Source organism: Bacillus sp. FSL K6-2869 (assembly GCF_040869405.1).
Classification (GTDB): Bacteria; Bacillota; Bacilli; order Bacillales; family Bacillaceae; genus Bacillus; species Bacillus altitudinis.
In genome coordinates this window covers 1,922,388-1,940,784 of record NZ_CP152035.1, presented here as the reverse complement: position 1 = coordinate 1,940,784, position 18,397 = coordinate 1,922,388, and the positions used below count along the sequence as shown (strand labels likewise).

Annotated in this window: 15 protein-coding genes; 11 read left to right on the top strand and 4 right to left on the bottom strand. The window is 44.0% G+C overall.

Going from position 1 to position 18,397, the window contains the following annotated elements; translation table 11 throughout:
- Positions 1-102: 102 nt before the first annotated feature.
- Genes MHI58_RS09950 through MHI58_RS09915 form a run of 8 tightly spaced genes read left to right on the top strand, consistent with a single transcriptional unit; the run spans position 103 to position 9,702 of the window.
- Positions 103-1,245 carry an acyl-CoA dehydrogenase family protein gene (locus MHI58_RS09950; protein WP_039167867.1) on the top strand — a complete coding sequence of 381 codons (1,143 nt, stop codon included), beginning with the start codon at positions 103-105 and terminating at the stop codon, positions 1,243-1,245.
- A 42-nt stretch (positions 1,246-1,287) separates the two neighbouring features.
- Positions 1,288-2,925 (top strand): AMP-binding protein, encoded by a 1,638-nt coding sequence (locus tag MHI58_RS09945; RefSeq protein WP_045034773.1) that lies wholly within the window; start codon positions 1,288-1,290, stop codon positions 2,923-2,925.
- An 8-nt stretch (positions 2,926-2,933) separates the two neighbouring features.
- Complete coding sequence (locus tag MHI58_RS09940; protein ID WP_041507175.1) at positions 2,934-4,283, top strand: acetyl-CoA carboxylase biotin carboxylase subunit; 1,350 nt, start codon at positions 2,934-2,936, stop codon at positions 4,281-4,283.
- Positions 4,280-4,495, top strand: a complete 216-nt coding sequence (locus MHI58_RS09935) for an acetyl-CoA carboxylase biotin carboxyl carrier protein subunit (protein ID WP_017367387.1) — start codon at positions 4,280-4,282, stop codon at positions 4,493-4,495. Before MHI58_RS09940 ends, MHI58_RS09935 begins: the two co-directional genes overlap by 4 nt.
- A 12-nt stretch (positions 4,496-4,507) precedes the next feature.
- Positions 4,508-5,413: a hydroxymethylglutaryl-CoA lyase gene (locus MHI58_RS09930; protein ID WP_024718290.1), complete on the top strand. Its 906-nt coding sequence runs from the start codon at positions 4,508-4,510 to the stop codon at positions 5,411-5,413.
- 15 nt (positions 5,414-5,428) lie between these two features.
- Positions 5,429-6,211 carry an enoyl-CoA hydratase gene (locus MHI58_RS09925; RefSeq protein ID WP_045034775.1) on the top strand — a complete coding sequence of 261 codons (783 nt, stop codon included), beginning with the start codon at positions 5,429-5,431 and terminating at the stop codon, positions 6,209-6,211.
- Positions 6,212-6,229: 18 nt separating this feature from the next.
- Positions 6,230-7,753, top strand: coding sequence for an acyl-CoA carboxylase subunit beta (locus MHI58_RS09920; RefSeq protein ID WP_045034776.1), 1,524 nt, complete (start codon positions 6,230-6,232; stop codon positions 7,751-7,753).
- Between the two features lie 14 nt (positions 7,754-7,767).
- Positions 7,768-9,702, top strand: coding sequence for an AMP-binding protein (locus MHI58_RS09915; protein WP_045034777.1), 1,935 nt, complete (start codon positions 7,768-7,770; stop codon positions 9,700-9,702).
- A gap of 222 nt (positions 9,703-9,924) precedes the next feature.
- On the opposite strand, the gene cysI is transcribed toward MHI58_RS09915, so the two are convergent.
- From cysI to MHI58_RS09900, 3 genes are all read right to left on the bottom strand, one after another.
- Positions 9,925-11,643: an assimilatory sulfite reductase (NADPH) hemoprotein subunit gene (gene cysI / locus MHI58_RS09910; RefSeq protein WP_045034778.1), complete on the bottom strand. Its 1,719-nt coding sequence runs from the start codon at positions 11,641-11,643 to the stop codon at positions 9,925-9,927.
- Positions 11,644-11,676: 33 nt separating this feature from the next.
- A complete protein-coding gene (locus tag MHI58_RS09905; protein ID WP_045034779.1) occupies positions 11,677-13,488 on the bottom strand; it encodes an assimilatory sulfite reductase (NADPH) flavoprotein subunit in 1,812 nt (603 codons plus the stop codon).
- A gap of 213 nt (positions 13,489-13,701) precedes the next feature.
- Positions 13,702-15,129, bottom strand: a complete 1,428-nt coding sequence (locus MHI58_RS09900) for an aldehyde dehydrogenase family protein (protein WP_024718275.1) — start codon at positions 15,127-15,129, stop codon at positions 13,702-13,704.
- Positions 15,130-15,341: 212 nt separating this feature from the next.
- Between MHI58_RS09900 and MHI58_RS09895 the strand changes: the two genes are divergently transcribed.
- The 3 genes from MHI58_RS09895 to MHI58_RS09885 are packed head-to-tail and all read left to right on the top strand — an operon-like array spanning position 15,342 to position 16,974.
- On the top strand, positions 15,342-15,767 hold the full coding sequence (locus MHI58_RS09895; protein ID WP_008343684.1) for a DMT family transporter: 426 nt from the start codon (positions 15,342-15,344) through the stop codon (positions 15,765-15,767).
- Between the two features lie 13 nt (positions 15,768-15,780).
- A complete protein-coding gene (locus tag MHI58_RS09890) occupies positions 15,781-16,467 on the top strand; it encodes a Crp/Fnr family transcriptional regulator (protein WP_039167844.1) in 687 nt (228 codons plus the stop codon).
- Positions 16,468-16,488: 21 nt separating this feature from the next.
- On the top strand, positions 16,489-16,974 hold the full coding sequence (locus MHI58_RS09885) for a DMT family transporter (protein WP_024718278.1): 486 nt from the start codon (positions 16,489-16,491) through the stop codon (positions 16,972-16,974).
- Positions 16,975-16,986: 12 nt separating this feature from the next.
- Here MHI58_RS09885 and MHI58_RS09880 read toward each other — a convergent pair whose 3' ends face one another.
- A complete protein-coding gene (locus MHI58_RS09880; protein WP_045034780.1) occupies positions 16,987-18,393 on the bottom strand; it encodes a phosphatidylserine/phosphatidylglycerophosphate/cardiolipin synthase family protein in 1,407 nt (468 codons plus the stop codon).
- Positions 18,394-18,397 lie beyond the last annotated feature (4 nt).

Genomic DNA, 18,397 nt, shown 5'->3' with positions numbered 1-18,397 from the left:
TTCTACTATTTTTATTTTAATTTTCTGAATTCAATCAAGCTTGGCATGAAGCAGCTATTTCAATAATAAATATGATAGAAAAGCGCCAAAGGGGGAAGCAAAATGGATTTTGAATTAACGAAAGAGCAGCAAATGATCCGTCAGATGGTCAAAGAATTTGCAAAAACAGAAATTGCACCACACGCCCAAACAGTTGATGAACAGGCAGCATTTCCGGTGAACACATTTCAAAAAATGGGGGAGCTCGGTTTTATGGGTATACCCTTTCCAGAGAAATATGGAGGTTCTGGAGGAGATACGATCTCGTATGCACTGGCAGTCGAGGAAATTGGAAAACAGTGTGCCAGTACAGGTCTAAGTTATGCCGCAGCGGTTTCCTTAGGCGCAAGTCCACTTTATTACTTTGGCACGGAGGAGCAAAAGATGGACCATCTTGTTCCATTAGCCTCTGGAACAGCGCTTGGCTCCTTCGGATTAACAGAACCAAACGCCGGATCAGATGCAAAAGGAACAAAAACAAAAGCCATTAAAGACGGACAAGAATATGTCATCAGTGGGGAAAAGTGCTGGATCACCAATGCCAATTATGCCAGAACGATTATTGTCACCGCTGTGACAGATCATGATGAAAACGGACGTCCAATCATCTCCGCCTTTATTGTGGAGAAAGGGCAAAAGGGACTTTCAATTACAAATCCATATGACAAAATGGGGGTTCGCGGTTCAGATACGGCTGAAATCATTTTAGACGAAGTGCGTGTACCAGCGCATCATATATTGGGAGACAAATCGAAAGGATTCAAGCAATTTTTATATACATTGGACGGCGGACGAATTTCCATTGCAGCCTTATCTGTCGGAATTGCACAAGCTGCACTTGATGCTTCACTTTCCTATGCAAAAGAAAGAAAGCAATTTGGAAAGACGCTCTCATCCTTCCAGGCCATTCAGTTTAAGCTGGCGGATATGGCGATGCAAATAGAGCTTGCAAGACAAATGGTCTGGAAAGCCGCTTGGCTGAAAGATCAAGGCAAACCATTTACAAAAGAAGCGGCCTATGCCAAACTGTTTGCTTCAGAAATGGCGACAAAAGCAAGTCTTGATGCGGTCCAAATTCATGGCGGAACAGGCTATATGAAAGAATGCGGTGTTGAACGACTTGTGAGAGATGCCAAGCTCATGGAAATCGGAGAAGGGACCTCTGAAATTCAGCGGCTCGTGATCGCAAGACAGTTGTTAGCGTAACACCTTAATGAAAACGCTTACTACACATAAGGGAGGAAAGCAATGATGTCGATTCACCCGCAAACGATTGGCTCCCTATTAAGAGAAAAAAAAGAACAGCACCCAGCACATGAAGCCATTGTTTACCCAGAACGTTCTTTACGTTATTCGTACGAAGCGTTTTATCAAGAGGTCAAGGAAACAGGTAAAGGTCTCATGGCATTAGGGGTTCAAAAGGGAGATCACATCGCCATTATGGCACCAAATATACCTGAATGGCTCATTCTTCAATTTGCCTGCGCCTCCATTGGTGCTGTTCTTGTCACTGTGAATACCAATTTTCAATCACAGGAACTCGCCTATTTACTCAAGCATTCTGACAGCAAAATGTTGTTTATTGTAGACGGCTTTAAAGAAACGTCCTATGTCAACATGCTTGAAGAGCTAATTCCAGAACTTCAAACCGCTCATCAAGAGGAGATCACTTCCACACAATTTCCTTATTTAAAAAGATGTATCTATATCGGTCAGCATGTACCAAACGGTATGCTCAGCTGGGATCGTCTTCAAGTGGCAGCCAAAAGAACCGAAGATCATGAATGGGAGAAGCGAATGAATGAGCTCACGCCTGATGACGTTATTAATATGCAGTACACTTCAGGCACAACCGGCTATCCAAAGGGCGTCATGCTCAGCCACACAAACATCGTCTGTAATGCGAGTCAGATCGCAGATTGTATGAAATTAACAGAGCAGGACCGTATGTGTATCCCAGTGCCGTTTTTTCATTGCTTCGGCTCTGTTCTTGGTGTACTTGCTTGTCTCACAAAAGGGGGAACGATCATTCCACTTGAATCATTCCATCCAGAACGAGTCCTTCAAACAGTAGAAAAAGAAAAATGCAACGTTCTTCACGGTGTACCAACCATGTTCATCGCAGAGCTCGATCATCCAAATTTCCACTCTTATGACCTGTCCACATTACGAACGGGGATTATGGCCGGTTCACTCTGCCCATCCCACGTCATGAAAGCAGTCATTGAAAAAATGGGACTGAAAGAGCTCACGATTGCCTATGGTCAAACCGAAAGTTCACCCGTCATTACCCAAACAAGAACCGATGATTCGTTTGAAAGACGCGTTCAAACAGTCGGACGTGCGCTTCCTCAAATTGAAGTCAAAATTGCTTTACCAGGGACATCAGAAGAAGTGCCAAGAGGACAGCAAGGGGAGCTTTGTACAAGAGGCTATCATGTCATGAAGGGCTATTATAAAAACGAAGAAGCAACAAATGAAGTCATTGATGAGGACGGATGGCTTCATACAGGGGATTTAGCTGAGATGGATCATGACGGTTATGTGAAAATCACAGGCCGGCTCAAAGATATGATCATCAGAGGCGGAGAGAATGTGTACCCAAAAGAGATTGAGGATGTCCTATACACTCACCCTGCCATTCTTGACGCACAGGTCGTTGGTATTCCTGACGAGACATACGGCGAGGAAGCAGCCGCATTCATTCGGCTGAAACAAGGGAAGTCGGTCTCAATTGAGACATTAACGAGCTATTGCCAGTCGCAAATGGCACGCTACAAAATCCCGAAATACTTTTTCATTACAGATGAGTACCCAATGACCGCCTCAGGCAAAATTCAGAAATTCCGCTTGAAAAAGCAGGCGCTTGATCTAATAAAGGAGTGAAAGCAGCGATGTTTGAACAAGTATTGATCGCCAATCGAGGCGAAATTGCCCGTAGAGTAATTCGGACATGTAAACGGCTCGGAATCAAAACCGTTGCCGTTTATTCAGAGGCTGATCAGCATGCACTTCATGTGCAAGAAGCAGACAGCGCCTATTATATCGGCGGCGCTAAAGTTTCTGAAAGCTATTTAAACATGGAAGCGATCATTAAGGTTGCCAAACAAACAAATGCTGATGCTATCCACCCAGGGTATGGTCTTTTATCAGAAAATGCGGCATTTGCTGAACGCTGCCGGAGCGAAGGCATTGCCTTTATTGGACCATCTGCACAAGTCATTCAGCAGATGGGAAATAAAATTGAAGCGAGAAAAACGATGGAACAAGCGGGCATCCCAATCGTTCCTGGTGTTTCAGCCCCACTCCATGATGCAGACGAAGGTGTTCATAAAGCACAGACACTCGGCTATCCCATTATGCTAAAAGCATCGAGCGGTGGCGGCGGGATTGGTATGCAGCTCGTCCGCAACGACGAAGAACTGCATCGAGCGTTTGAAGGAAATCAAAAAAGAGCACAAAGTTTCTTTCAAGACGGAACTTTATACATGGAAAAGGTGATTGAACACGCACGGCACATCGAAATTCAAGTTCTTTTTGATTCGTTCGGTCACGGCGTTCACTTATTTGAAAGAGATTGTTCACTCCAAAGAAGACATCAGAAAATTGTTGAAGAGGCACCAGCCGTCTGTCTTGAAGAAACGGTGAGACAGCAAATGGGACAGATGGCCGTCAAAGCTGCCAAAGCAATTGGGTATGAAAATGCGGGCACGATTGAATGTTTAGTCGATCAAAACCAGCAATTTTATTTCTTAGAAATGAATACGAGATTGCAAGTAGAACACCCTGTCACAGAAGAAATTACCGGGATTGACCTTGTCGAGGAGCAGCTAAAAATTGCCGCATTAGAGCCCCTGTCCTTCAGCCAAGAGGATATTCATCAAATTGGGCACGCGATTGAAGTTAGAATATACGCTGAAGACCCTGTGACATTTTACCCTTCGCCAGGCACGATCACTCGGCTTTCTACACCTGATGCCCCATATATCCGTCATGAGTCAAGCGTCACGAGCGGAAGTGTCATTACCCCATTTTACGATCCAATGATTGCGAAAATGATTGTGTACGGTGATACTCGAAAACTCGCCATAGAACGATTAAAAGCAGCATTACAAGCATATGAAATAGAAGGGATCAAAACCAATGTACCGCTTTTAAAGGAAATGGCCGAATCAACCGCCTTTTTACATGGCCGCATCACAACCGATTATCTGATGAAAAAAAGGGAGGAAAACCGTTCATGAAAACTGTCACGATACAAATGGCCGGAAACTTATGGAAGCTTCTTGTGAAACAGGGTGATGATGTGCAAAAAGGACAGGAAGTCGCCATCTTAGAATCGATGAAAATGGAGATTCCCATTGTTGCAGAAGAAGCAGGTGTGATCAGTAAAGTGTATAAGGCGGAGGGGGAATTTGTTGACGAGGGAGAGGTACTTTTGGAGCTGACAGAATAGGGGGAAAGCCGCATGGCATTACCAAAAAATGTGCTCATTAGAGAGGTCGGCCCGCGCGATGGACTACAAAATGAATCCGTTTGGCTGGACACAATGGAGAAGCGAACATGGATCCATTTACTCGAAGAAGCCCATCTTCCTTATATTGAAGTCACCTCATTTGTTCATCCGAAATGGGTTCCAGCCTTAAAAGACGCCAAAGAATTAGCCCAATCATTCAACAAAAAAGAGGATATCACCTATGCCGCACTCATCCCAAATGAAAAGGGGTTAGCTCATTTTTTTGAAGCAAACCTTGAGGTAGGGGCTATGTTTATCTCATCGAGTGAGACACATAACAAAAAGAATATGAATCGATCTATACAGGAAACACTGCCTGTGATCAAACAAATGACAGCCGATTTAAAAGCAGAAGGACGGCAAACGCGGGCCTATATTTCTACCGTGTTTGGATGTCCTTATGAAAAACAAGTGCCGATGGACCAAGTGCTGCGATTAACGGAACAGCTGCTGTCCTTCGGCATTGATGAAATATCACTTGGGGATACCATTGGGGAAGCCCATCCGCTGCAAGTAGAAAGACGGTTAGACCTTTTACTTGAACGCTTTCCTGCTGATAAAATCGCACTTCATTTTCATGATACGAAAGGAATGGGGCTTGCCAATATTTATACAGCATTAAAAGCCGGCATCACCATATTTGATGCCTCTAGCGGAGGGCTTGGCGGCTGTCCTTATGCACCTGGCTCCAGCGGAAACGTGGCGACAGAAGACGTGGTGCACATGCTTCACAAACTCGGGATCGAAACAAATGTCGACCTTCCTCGCTTGATTAAAGCGGCTGAATGGATTGAAGCAAAAGTGGATCGAACCCTGCCAAGTCACTGTTTACGCGCTTTTCAGTCTCACACTACTTGATAAAGGGTGAATCACATGACTTCATTGATCAATTTTTCAATACAAGATGATCACATTGGCATCATGACCTTAAACAGACCAGCACAAGCCAATGCTCTATCAGCTGCTATGCTAGAGGAAATTAACCAAACGATTCAAGAAATCAAACATGATGCAAACATCCGCTGTTTGCTCATGACAGGAGCTGGCGCTAAAGTTTTTTGCGCAGGAGCAGACTTAAAAGAACGGCGATTGATGACAGAACAAGAAGCGAAAGAAGCCGTTCTGACCATTCAGCAAACCTTTACAGACATTGAATCTTTGCCTGTTCCTGTCATTGCCGTGATAAACGGACACGCACTTGGCGGAGGTCTTGAGCTCGCGCTCGCCTGTGATCTCCGCATCGCAAGAGCGGGTGCAGCGCTCGGCCTGCCGGAAACAGGACTAGCTATCCTGCCGGGAGCAGGGGGCACACAAAGACTTTCGCGCCTGATCGGACCCGGGAAAGCGAAAGAAATGATCTTCACAGGCACTTCTTTACGAGCAGAAGAAGCCGTTCAAATTGGGCTGATTGAACGTATCTCTACAGCCGATTCACTGATGAATGATGCCATCACACTCGCAAAACAAATCACCAAAAATGGACCGATCGCTTTAAAAGAAGCAAAACAAGCCATTCAATCCAGCCTTGATCACGATTTACAAACAGGTCTGACGAAAGAATACGAAGCTTATCTGCGGCTTATTCATACAGAAGATCGACTAGAAGGTCTCAAGGCTTTTCAAGAAAAACGAACGCCTTATTACAGAGGGAAATAGCAAGAAAGGGGAATGTTTATGATCGAAGAATATGAATTAAAAAAACAACGAATTGAAAAGGGCGGGGCAGAACGCTACCATCAAAAAAACAAAGAAAAAGGAAAATTATTTGTCCGTGACCGCCTCCATTTGTTATTAGATGAGGATTCTTTCATTGAAGATGCCATGTTTGCAGAGTGCAAAGATGAACACTTACCAGCAGATGGTGTCGTCACCGGAACCGGTCGTATGAATGGGCAGACTGTTTGTGTCATGGCAAACGACTCTACGGTTAAAGCAGGATCGTGGGGTGTCAAAACAGTAGAAAAAATCATTCGAATTCAAGAAACGGCCGAGAAGCTCAATTGTCCTATGCTGTATTTAGTCGATTCTGCGGGTGCAAGAATCACCGATCAGATCGCAATGTTCCCAGGCAGAAGAGGAGCAGGGCGCATTTTTTATAACCAAGTCAAGCTGTCTGGACGTATCCCGCAAATTTGTTTACTCTTCGGTCCATCTGCAGCCGGTGGTGCGTATATCCCTGCTTTTTGTGACATTGTCGTCATGGTCGAAGGAAATGCCTCTATGTATTTAGGCTCGCCGCGAATGGCTGAAATGGTGATCGGTGAAAAAGTATCACTTGAGGAAATGGGCGGTGCGAAAATGCATTGCAGCATTTCTGGATGCGGAGATATATTAGCCAAAACAGAGGAAGAGGCCATTCAAATTGCACGTGATTATTTAACCTATATGCCTGCCAACTATACAGAAAAACCAAAAACGACAGCAGCAAAAGCACCTAAACCATCTGAAACCACCATCCAAGACTTAATCCCTAAAGGCCAGAATACCCCATTTGATATGTATCAACTCATCGATTTACTGATTGATGAAGGGTCATTTTTTGAAATCAAAAAGCTGTTTGCCGCAGAGTTAATTACCGGCTTTGGCAGAATGAACGGTCAGCCTATCGGTCTCATTGCCAATCAGCCAAGAGTAAAAGGCGGCGTATTATTCCACGACTCAGCTGATAAAGCCGCCAAGTTTATTCAGCTCTGTGATGCCTTTCATATCCCGCTGCTCTTTCTTGCGGACATACCAGGATTTATGATTGGAACAAAAGTGGAACAAGCCGGCATTATTCGTCATGGGGCAAAAATGATCTCCGCTATGTCAGAAGCGACCGTTCCGAAAATATCCGTCATCGTCCGTAAAGCATACGGAGCAGGACTATATGCAATGGCAGGCCCTGCTTTTGAGCCAGACTGCTGTCTCGCTCTTCCATCGGCGCAAATCGCTGTGATGGGTCCAGAAGCCGCTGTAAATGCCGTCTATGCAAATAAAATTGCAGAACTCCCGCCCGAAGAGAGGGCTTCATTTATACAAGAGAAACGGAAGGAATACCAGGAAGATATGAATATCTATGAGCTTGCCTCTGAAATGATTGTCGATGGCGTCATCCCATTTGACCGTCTCAGAACGGAACTTTGTCATAGATTAGTAGCCTATTCATCGAAAGACATGACATTTACGAAACGAAAACATCCGGTCTATCCGGTCTAAAGGGGGCAGACCTCATGATCAACCTGAAACCAGAATGGATACCGGAAGAAAAGCAGAGCCAAAAAACACGTTTGCATCAGTGGATGAAATCTCTTGGTTTTTCTACGTATGACTCATTCTATCAAGCCAGTATTGCACGCACAGACTGGTTTTGGAGAGAAGCGGAAAAGGCGGTCGGCATTCAGTGGAAAAAACCATATGAAGCGGCATTAGGTCACCACTCATTGATGTGGCCGAAATGGTATCAGGGCGGCACACTAAACATCACCGAAACGGCTGTGGACAAATGGGCAGAAAAAGAAGAGACGAGGCATCAGCCCGCCATCATTTGGAGCAATGAAGCCGGTGAAGAAAAGAAATGGTCATTTCTCGAACTTCAAGAGAAAGTGAGCCGTCTTGCAGCTGGCTTTTTGAAAGAAGGACTTCAAAAAGGGGATGTAGCCATCATCTATATGCCAATGCTTCCAGAAACGGTCGCCGTCATGCTTGCCTTTGCAAAGATTGGTATTATTTTCAGCCCAGTCTTCTCAGGCTATGGAAGCGAGCCACTCGCTGTACGCATTCGTGCGTCAGGCGCATCCATTGTCGTCACAGCGAATGAAATGATGCGGCGAGGGAAAACGATCAACATGCGGGAATGTGTGGCGGATGCCATCAATAAAACCACAACTGTGCAAAAAGTGATTGTGCACACTTCCTCTCATACCGGATATCAGGACGATGTCCTGCTGAATGATTTGTTAAAAGAACAGCCGTTCACCGGCGCGACCTATGTCACAAATGAAGACCCGCTGATGATCTTGTATACGTCAGGCACAACCGGCACACCAAAGGGAGCCGTTCATACACACGCAGGCTTTCCGATAAAGGCAGCTTTTGATGCCGGGCTATGTATGGATGTGGCAAAAGGAGACCGGCTGTTTTGGCTGACTGATATGGGCTGGATGATGGGGCCATTCCTCGTCTTTGGCGGCTTGATCAATGGAGCTGCCATCGTTTTATATGACGGCGCTCCCGATTATCCAGATGAGCAGCAGCTCTGGTCATTCATCCACGAGAAGAAAGTCACTCATTTTGGACTTTCCCCTACATTTGTTCGTTCTGCGATGCAGCAAACGATTGATGGGGTCGAACTATCGCATGTCAAAGCCATTATTTCTACAGGGGAACCATGGAATGAAGCTCCGTGGCAATGGTTATTTCACACCATTGGTCAAAAGAACATTCCAATCTTAAATTATTCAGGAGGAACCGAGGTTTCTGGTGGCATTGTAGGCAGTACGTTGCTTCGTCCCATCAAACCGATTCTCTTTAATGCGGCGATCTTAGGAATGGCGGCAGATGTATACAATGAAGCTGGGCAAAGCGTGATGAATGAAGTAGGGGAGCTTGTGGTGAAAAAGCCATGGGTCGGCATGACATGTGGTTTTTGGAACGAACCGGAGCGTTATGAAGATACGTATTTCAAACGATTTGATGGTGTATGGACACACGGAGATTGGGTCATGCAAACAGAGGACGGAGAATTCCACATCACCGGCAGATCGGATGATGTCATTAATACAGCAGGGAAACGCATCGGGCCAGCTGAAATTGAATCCATCCTTACCTGGCATCCTGCCGTGCATGAAGCCGCTGTGATCGGGGTAAAGGATGAGGTGAAAGGGGAGGCGCTCGTCTGTTTCATCGTGACCAGTCCGCATGCTTTTGAAGAAGCTGCCCTTATCCAAGAGCTTTCAGCCCATGTTGGTTCACATGCCGGAAAAGCGCTCACACCAAAAGAAGTTCATCTCATTTCAGCTTTGCCGAAAACAAGGAATGGAAAAATCGTACGGCGTTTACTTAAAGGGGCGTATGAAAAGCAGCCTTCACCCGATCTATCTTCATTAGACAATCCAGATGTATATAAGAGTCTGACCGAATACTTGAATAAGAAACAGAAAAAATAAAAAAGACAGGATGGTTCCTGTCTCAGCGTGTAGACAAACCTCGCATTCGGTGTCAGTCCTGCGCTTCGGTGCTCACGAATGTCAAATTCGCTCCGCGCCGATGCTCGTCCTTCCTAGACTGGCAAAGGTTTTCTATCACGCTGAAAAGAAGACAAAGGGCTAAAATCAAGTTCATTTTAGCCCTTTGTCAACAATCTGAGACAGGATGGTTCCTGTCTTTTTTTATTGCACATGAAAATTCGTTCCATCTGTTGTCTCTTTCACAATCCCTGCCCGAATGACAAAATCGCCGAAATGTTCATTTTCTTCTCGTTCTTTTGCGTAGCGGGGGAGAATAGAGCCAAGTTCTTTTAGAATGTCTTCCTCACCCACATTTTCACGGTATAATTTACTTAATCTGCTGCCATCAAATGCGGCACCAAGATACATATTATACTTACCAGGTGATTTTCCGATAAATCCAATCTCTCCAAGCGCATGACGAGCACAGCCATTTGGACAACCAGTCATTCGAATGGTGATTTCTTTATCACTTAATCCGTTTTCTTCAACGATGTCTTCGATTTTATCAATCAATCGTGGAAGGTAGCGCTCTGCTTCAGCCATCGCTAAACCACAAGTTGGCAAAGATACACAAGCCATTGAGCTGCGGCGCAGGGCAGAATGCTGCTGGCCGTCTGATAAACCAAACTTCTGAATGAGCTGTTCGATTTGTTTCTTTTTATGAGTTGTCACATTCCCAATGATTAAATTCTGATTGGCTGTTAAACGGAAGTCACCTGTATGAACCTTGGCGATTTCGCGGATGCCTGTCATCAGCGGATAATCATCATAATCTGTGATGCGTCCGCCTTCTACAAACATCGTATAATGCCATCTGCCATTAATGCCTTTTACCCAGCCATAACGGTCACCGTTATGATCAAAGTGATAATCCTTTGCCTCTAAAAGAGTAAACCCAAGACGGCGCTCAAGCTCTTCTTTTACATTCTCAAGACCAAGGCGATCCACCGTATATTTAAAGCGGGCATTTTTTCGCACGGAACGGTTTCCGTAGTCACGCTGAATGGTGATGACTTGTTTGGCAATTTCTACGACCTGTTCAGGTGTACAAAAGCCGATGACCTTTGCAAGCTGCGGATAAGTCGCTGTATCACCATGCGTCATACCCATTCCGCCGCCAATTGCGACATTAAAACCGACCAGTTGATCGTTTTCGATAATGGCAATGAAGCCTAAATCCTGCGAAAAGACATCAATATCGTTAGCAGGAGGGACCGCCACACCAATTTTGAATTTCCTTGGCAAATAAAGCGGACCATACATCGGTTCAACTTCCGTATCTGGCGTTGCCGCAACCTTTTCCTCATCAAGCCAAATTTCGTGATAAGCTCTTGTTTGCGGGAGGAGATCATCACTTAATTTTTGCGCCAGCTCGTATACATCATGGTGCACTTCTGATTGATAAGGATTCGATGTACACATGACATTCCGGTTCACGTCGCCGCAAGCAGCAATTGTATCAAGCATAGTAGAATGAATGTCTTGAATGGTTTTTTTCATATTCCATTTTAAAATACCGTGAAGCTGAAAGGTTTCACGAGTAGTCAGCTTTAACGTACCGTTTCCGTATTTGTGAGCAAGCTCATCCATCACAAGCCACTGCTTAGATGTGGCGATTCCGCCAGGCAGACGGACACGCAGCATAAATTGATAGGCAGGCTCAAGCTTTTGTTTTTGTCGTTCATTTCTCAGATCACGATCATCTTGTAAGTAGCTGCCGTGATGCTTCATCAGACGGTTGTCATCATCCGGAATTCCCGCTGAAATCGGATCAAGCATCACTTCTTTTAACGTACCCCGTAAATAATCACTTTTTTCTTTGATTTCCTCTACGTCGCTCGGAGGTCCATCCGGCGCTGTTAATGCTGTCTTCACCATGTAAGTAAAAGCTCCTTTCTTTCAAGCATCAAATCAATAAACGTCACGCTGATAGCGTTTTTGCTGCTGTAAGTTGGCAAGATAGCTTTCTGCTTTTTCTTTGCTCATCGCACCTTCTTCTTGAATGATGGATAGAAGGGTATTGTGAACATCATGCGCCATATGCTTTTCATCTCCGCAAATATACACGTAAGCACCTTGCTCAAGCCAATCAAATAATTCTTTGCTTTGTTTCTTCATTTGGTGCTGGACATATACTTTTTCCTCAGTATCTCTTGAAAAAGCCACGTCCATTTTCGTTAAGACGCCATCCTTTAACCACTTTTGCCATTCCGTTTGGTATAAGAAATCCGTCACAAAATGCTGATCACCGAAGAATAACCATGACTTTCCGTTTGCACCCAGTTCCTCACGTTCCTGCATAAATGAACGGAAAGGGGCGATGCCTGTGCCTGGTCCTACCATAATGATCGGTGCATCTGGATCTTGAGGAAGCTTAAAGTTTTGGTTGTGCTGAATATAAACAGGTAACGTATCACCTGGCTGCAGGCGCTCTGCACATAAAATCGAACAGACACCTTGGCGTTCTCTGCCGTGCGCATCATATCTGACAGCCCCTATCGTCAAATGAACCTCTTCGTCATTTGCTTTGAGACTGCTTGCAATGGAATAAAGGCGTGCAGGGATTTTTCTTAAAAGGGCTGTGAAATCTGCGGCGGTTCCTTCAAAAGGACCGAAATCACGAGCCGCATCTACTAAGTCCCGGCCTGCGATATATTCTTTCAGTTTTTCTTCGTTTCCTTCTTCTAAAAGGGCATGCAAGGATTCGCTTTTTGTCAGTTCAGCGATCTTTTGAAGAAGTGGTTTTGTTAAAACCGTGATCTCAAAATGCGAGGTGAGTGCGTCTTTTAAAGGAAGAGTGTCTCCATTTTTATGAACGGTGACGGATTCTTCTGCATTCCACCCGCATGTTTGAATCAGTTCGTCGACAAGCGCAGGATCATTTGTCGGATAAATGCCAAGGCTGTCACCTGGCTCATACACGAGACCTGAACCTTCAAGCGAAAGCTCTAAGTGACGTGTTTCTTTATTAGATCCACGCCCATTTAAGTTGATATTTTCAAGAACTTCAGCATAAAAAGGATTCGTTCTTGAATATTCAGAAACGGCCGTACTGTTGGCTCCCGCTGATTCTTGCGGCAGTGATACAGCTTCACCTTCACTCAAAGAAGAGGCAACACCTTGAAGCCATTCTGAAAACGGCTCATCATAATCAAGGTCACAATCCACTCGGTCAAACAGGCGAGTACCGCCAAGTTCTTCGAAGCGTTCATCAAATTCTTTTCCTGTCTGACAGAAGAATTCGTATGAACTGTCACCTAATGAAAGGACAGAAAAGCTTAAATGATCGAGCTTCGGCGCACGTCTGCCGTGAACATATTCATGGAACGAAAGGGCATTATCCGGCGGATCTCCTTCGCCATGTGTGCTGACAATGACCAGTAAATTGTTTATTTTTTTCAGATTATTCGGTTTAAAATCGGACATAGAAGAGAGCGTCACTTGAAAGCCTTTCTCTTCAAGATGCTGGGCTGTCTTTTTTGCTAACCCTTCGGAATTGCCTGTTTGCGACCCATAAAGCACGGTCACATCTTTGCTCACAGGCTGGGCAGATGCTGCGGCAGCAGGCGCCGGAGTGACAGCTTCTGAGCCGGCAAGCGCTGCCTGCGCTGATAAATAACCAGTAAGCCAAATTTTTTGCTGATCTGTTAAAGTCGGAAGCAGCTGATTGAGTAACTCTGCCTGCTCCTGGCTAAACGGACTGTTCAATACATGAAGTTGCAACAATATCCACCTCACAAGGAATATAAACATAGATTAATTCGATAGGAATTATATATATAGGTTCAATTTGAACTTTACCGAAAGTTTGCCATTAAGTAAAATATATAATATTGATTGTCATGATTAAGATTTCTAATGACAAAACACGGATGAATAGGGGAGAGGGCACAAAAAAAGGAAAACGGATCACCGTTTTCCTCTTTTTCGCCTGACTTACGCCGTTGGAAGTCCCATCACAGCTTTCACTTCTAAATATTCCTCGATCCCGAAGTCTCCCCATTCTCTTCCGATACCAGATTGCTTAAAGCCGCCAAATGGGGCAAAGTAATCTGTTTCTGCATTGTTAATGGTGATTTGACCGGCACGAATATGTTCAGCGACATATTTTAATGTTTTTTCATCTTGACCAACAACATAGCCGGCAAGACCATACACTGTATCGTTGGCGATCTCAAGGGCATGATCGAGGTCTTGATACGTGATCACACTCATGACTGGCCCAAAGATTTCTTCTTGCGCAATGGTCATATCATTTTTCACATTGGTGAAAATGGTATGCTTGGCGAAATATCCTTTATCGATTCCGTCTGGCTTTCCAGTTCCCCCAGCAAGAAGGGTAGCACCTTCTTCGATTCCTTTTTCAATATAAGATTGCACCGTATCCCACTGCTTTTTAGAAACAAGCGGGCCAGTAGCGTGATCTTCTCTCGGATCACCAACTGTAAACTTCGGCAGGGCGTTCAGCAGCGCTTTTTCAAACTTGTCTTTCATTGATTCTGGAATTAGCACACGTGTAGCTGCAGAACACACTTGACCTGTATTCATCGCAATATGATGAATGGCTGTTTCTGCTGCTTCGTCCACATCTGCATCGTCTAAGACGATAAGAGGGGATTTTCCGCCAAGCTCAAGTGCTACTTTCTTCACATTGTCCGCTGCGTTTTCCATAATTTTAGAGCCGACGGCACCTGATCCTGTAAATGAAACGAAGTCAATATCAGGATGTGAGCTAATGCCGTCACCAATCACGTCACCCGTTCCGTTTACTAAGTTGAAGACTCCTTTCGGTACACCTGCTTCATCAATAATGTCTGCAAGAATCATCGCAGCAAAAGGGGTAATTTCCGCTGGTTTTAAGACAACTGTTGAGCCTGCCGCAATGGCACCCGCAATTTTAAGAGATGTCTGATTCGTCGGGAAGTTCCACGGTGTAATCAATCCGCTGACACCAATTGCTTCTTTTATAATCGTATGTCCACCGCGGTCTTCGGTAAATGTATAAGATTTCAGTGCTTCCGCTGCTTTAGAAAAATGTTCATAACCCATTTTGTAATGAACTTCTTCGGATACTTTCAGCGGTGCACCAAGCTCTTTTGTCATCACTTCTACAAGTTCATCCTTGCGTTTTTCGTACCCGCGCACAATGTTTTCCAGCATTTCTACTCGTTCATTTCGAGATGTTTTTGAGAAAGAAGGGAAGGCAGCTCGAGCTGCTTTGACAGCTTGATTTAAATCTTCTTTCGTTCCTAAACTAATGGTGCCAATGACTTCCTCTGTCGCAGGGTTAATGACCTCCGTCGTTTCGTTTCCTGTTGATGCGACCCATTCTCCATTAATAAAGTGTTTCTCTTGATTTCTCATTCTGACATGTCTCCTTTTTATGTGTGATTCAATCCAATATTCTGTTTTCAGCTCATATAAAACTGTACCCACTGTGAAAAATCTAAAACGGAGAAACTGCATGAGAAAAAGTTTCTGATATAATACGCAAAGTGGGACATATGTCCTTTTCAACATGAGGGCATCTATCATTTAATGGAACTAGACTGAAAAAAGAAGGAGCTTTTGAACGAATGAAAGGTGTTATTTTTGCATTATTAGGAGGCGCTTGTATTACACTGCAAGGCGTAGCCAACGCCAGAATTAGTCAAGATATCGGGACGTGGCAGGCGGCAACGATCACGCAGCTGACAGGGTTTATCATCTCTCTCGTCATTTTACTCATCGTACGGGATGGCCACTTTAAGGAATACAAAAAAGTGCAGCCTCTTTATTTAATTGGAGGTGCATTTGCAGCCATTATTATCTTTAATGAGGTCACTGCCATTCAAATCATTGGTGTGACACTCACCATCGCTGCTTTACTTATCGCACAGCTTGCGTTTACCTTTGCCATCGATGCAAAAGGATGGTTTGGTGTTCAGAAGAAAAAAATGAAATGGCCCCATTATGCAGGCATCTTTTTAATGATTGCAGGCGTCATCATCTTAAAACTATAAAGGAGGGCATCAGATGGAGGAGCTGCATGATGAATCTCTTTTTTCCTCTTATATGAAGACGCATCAGTTACAGAATGTCTTTCATCAAAAACTCATCTCACATGTGAGCTTGTGGTGCTATCAGCAAGGTGAGCTGATTTGTTCAAAAGGGGATAAAAGGGAGTATATGTACTTGCTGGTGAAAGGGAAATTAAAGATTTTCACCACCACAAAAGAAGGAAAAACATTTATTCTTTGCTTTAAAAACCCTCTTGAAGCGATTGGAGATATTGAATACGTTCAGCAGACAGATATGGTCAATACAGTTGAAGCCGTTACAGAAGTACATATGCTCAGGATTTCTCATCAAGCCCTCATGCGGCATGCAAAGGACGATCCTCGAGTTTTAACCTTTTTGCTCAAGGGCATCACAAACAAATTTTATACAAAATCAAATGATTTAAGCTTCCACCTTTTATACCCTGTAGAGGTCAGGCTTGCAAGCTATTTATTGTCTGTTTTAACAAGTGATGATGACGCACGCGCACGGCCGCTTCGCCTCACGGATGCAGCGAGCTTAATTGGAACAAGCTACCGCCATATTAACCGGGTCATTCAGCAGTTCCAAGAAAAAGGGCTGATTGAAAGGCGAAGAGGAAAGATTACGATTTGTGATCAAAAAGGGCTTTTAGAAATAGCAGAACACAACATTTATGAATAGAAGAAACGAAGGGACTTTTATATGATCATAGGAATAATATTAGCTGTCACTGCTGGGGCACTTGTCAGCTTACAAACCATTTTTAATAGTAAAGTCAATGAGCATACAGGCTCTTGGTCAACAACGACGCTAGTTCTAGGAATGGGCTTTATCGCTTCACTTCTGATGGGTCTTTTGTTAGAAGGAACCGGCATGTTTCAATTAAGGCATATGGAAGCCTGGTACTGGATAAGCGGAGCCATCGGGGTAGGCGTTGTCATCTGTCTTGTTCAGAGCATCAAACGTCTCGGTCCCACTTATGGAATCTCGATTGTTCTCACCTCCCAGCTAGGTTGTGCGCTTCTATTTGATTCGCTTGGCTGGCTTGGGTTAGAAAAAGTAACATTTTCTTTTACAAAATTATTAGGTGTACTTGTCATTGTGGCAGGAATCCTAGTATTTAAGTTAACCAAGCTTGAACCAGTAGAAGAGGAGCAGTCAAGAGAAAAAGGGCTGCCACAAAAGTAGCTGCCCTTTTATTTAAATCAACCGCCGCCATAAAACCGTTATGGTAGATAAACCAGTTAAAAGGAGCCTTTTCATGAAAGGCTTTTTTTTCTGTCCATAGTCGCTTGCTTTATATGCTGTCCGATCTTTCGCTACGAGAACACTATAAGCGATTTTTCGTTCGATTGCTTCCGTCAGAGATAACGCAAATGGTGCACTATCAATCACCAAAATCGATTCAGTATTTAAAAAGCTGGATCTTGCATCTAGATTATATGTTCCAATAATACTTAAGTTATCATCAATGACCATTGATTTGGCGTGAATTGAATACGGACCTTGATATTCATACAAATGAACACCTGTTTTCATCAATTCCTTTTTCGTGCTTAAATATCCTGCAAATGCTAAAGGGTTTGGTGTCGCTGTAAGAGAATTCGTCACGATCGTCGTTTGAATATCACTTGGTAATGGCGTGAGTCCGTCTTTCATTGGCCGTGTCGGTATGACATAAGGCGTCTGGATAAGAACCGAACGCTTTGACCGCTGTGCGAGATCGTTTAACTTTTTCAAGACGAGCGGACGTTTATTTAAGCGTTCCACTGGATTTGTGAAAAATGCAATCTGTTTTGCACGAATGGCGTCTTTTGCCCAATCATATGTGGACGTGACAAAGGGTTCTTTTGTACGAATGGCTTCCTGATAAGATCGAAGCAGCTGTTTTCTTAACTTTTTTCCTTTTTTCGCTTTTGCCTTGGAAAATACATCTTTCGTTCTTTTCGTAAAATCATGATTCCACAAATAAACGAAATACTGTTCCATTTCATCTAATACTTTTCCTTTTTTGGCGTTGTACAGCAGCACATCTCGGTCATACGCAAAGTCTTTCGGCGGCTGATCTGCAAAGTATTTATCACCAATATTTCTGCCGCCCATGACAGCGACCCTGCCATCTGCCAAAAGAAGCTTATCGTGAAGGCGGTTATGCCACGTCCATGGCTTGAACAAACGAAAAGGCTCATAAAAACGAATGGCCATATTCGGATGATTCGCCACAGCATAACGCAAATGCTTTAGCGGTCCACGCAGGCTATGGCAAATGCCATCTAACAACAGCTGAACTTTTACTCCTCGATCAGCCGCTTCAATTAAAGCACCAAGCACCCATTCGGCGGTTTTTCCTTTTTGAATGGAATAATAACTCAAACGAATGTTCTTTTCAGCCTCTCGAATCATTTGAACTCTCACTTGACCTGATTCAAATCCGTCATCAAGCAGCATGACTTGATTTATGCCTTGGTCGTCTCCTGAGATAGAAGAGGCTTTATAGATGCAATGTTCTTTACATGTTTTTTGAAACGGTAAATAAAACAAGACAAATGCGGTCAAAAATACATACACCACATATAAAAGGATCAGAAAAAACAAGAATTGAAGCACAGTG

Bases quoted from the DNA above. Each gene is read 5' to 3' on its own strand.
- MHI58_RS09950 (WP_039167867.1), top strand. From the start codon at position 103: ATGGATTTTGAATTAACGAAAGAGCAGCAAATGATCCGTCAGATGGTC.
- MHI58_RS09945 (WP_045034773.1), top strand. From the start codon at position 1,288: ATGATGTCGATTCACCCGCAAACGATTGGCTCCCTATTAAGAGAAAAA.
- MHI58_RS09940 (WP_041507175.1), top strand. From the start codon at position 2,934: ATGTTTGAACAAGTATTGATCGCCAATCGAGGCGAAATTGCCCGTAGA.
- MHI58_RS09935 (WP_017367387.1), top strand. From the start codon at position 4,280: ATGAAAACTGTCACGATACAAATGGCCGGAAACTTATGGAAGCTTCTT.
- MHI58_RS09930 (WP_024718290.1), top strand. From the start codon at position 4,508: ATGGCATTACCAAAAAATGTGCTCATTAGAGAGGTCGGCCCGCGCGAT.
- MHI58_RS09925 (WP_045034775.1), top strand. From the start codon at position 5,429: ATGACTTCATTGATCAATTTTTCAATACAAGATGATCACATTGGCATC.
- MHI58_RS09920 (WP_045034776.1), top strand. From the start codon at position 6,230: ATGATCGAAGAATATGAATTAAAAAAACAACGAATTGAAAAGGGCGGG.
- MHI58_RS09915 (WP_045034777.1), top strand. From the start codon at position 7,768: ATGATCAACCTGAAACCAGAATGGATACCGGAAGAAAAGCAGAGCCAA.
- cysI (WP_045034778.1), bottom strand. From the start codon at position 11,643: ATGGTGAAGACAGCATTAACAGCGCCGGATGGACCTCCGAGCGACGTA.
- MHI58_RS09900 (WP_024718275.1), bottom strand. From the start codon at position 15,129: ATGAGAAATCAAGAGAAACACTTTATTAATGGAGAATGGGTCGCATCA.
- MHI58_RS09895 (WP_008343684.1), top strand. From the start codon at position 15,342: ATGAAAGGTGTTATTTTTGCATTATTAGGAGGCGCTTGTATTACACTG.
- MHI58_RS09890 (WP_039167844.1), top strand. From the start codon at position 15,781: ATGGAGGAGCTGCATGATGAATCTCTTTTTTCCTCTTATATGAAGACG.
- MHI58_RS09885 (WP_024718278.1), top strand. From the start codon at position 16,489: ATGATCATAGGAATAATATTAGCTGTCACTGCTGGGGCACTTGTCAGC.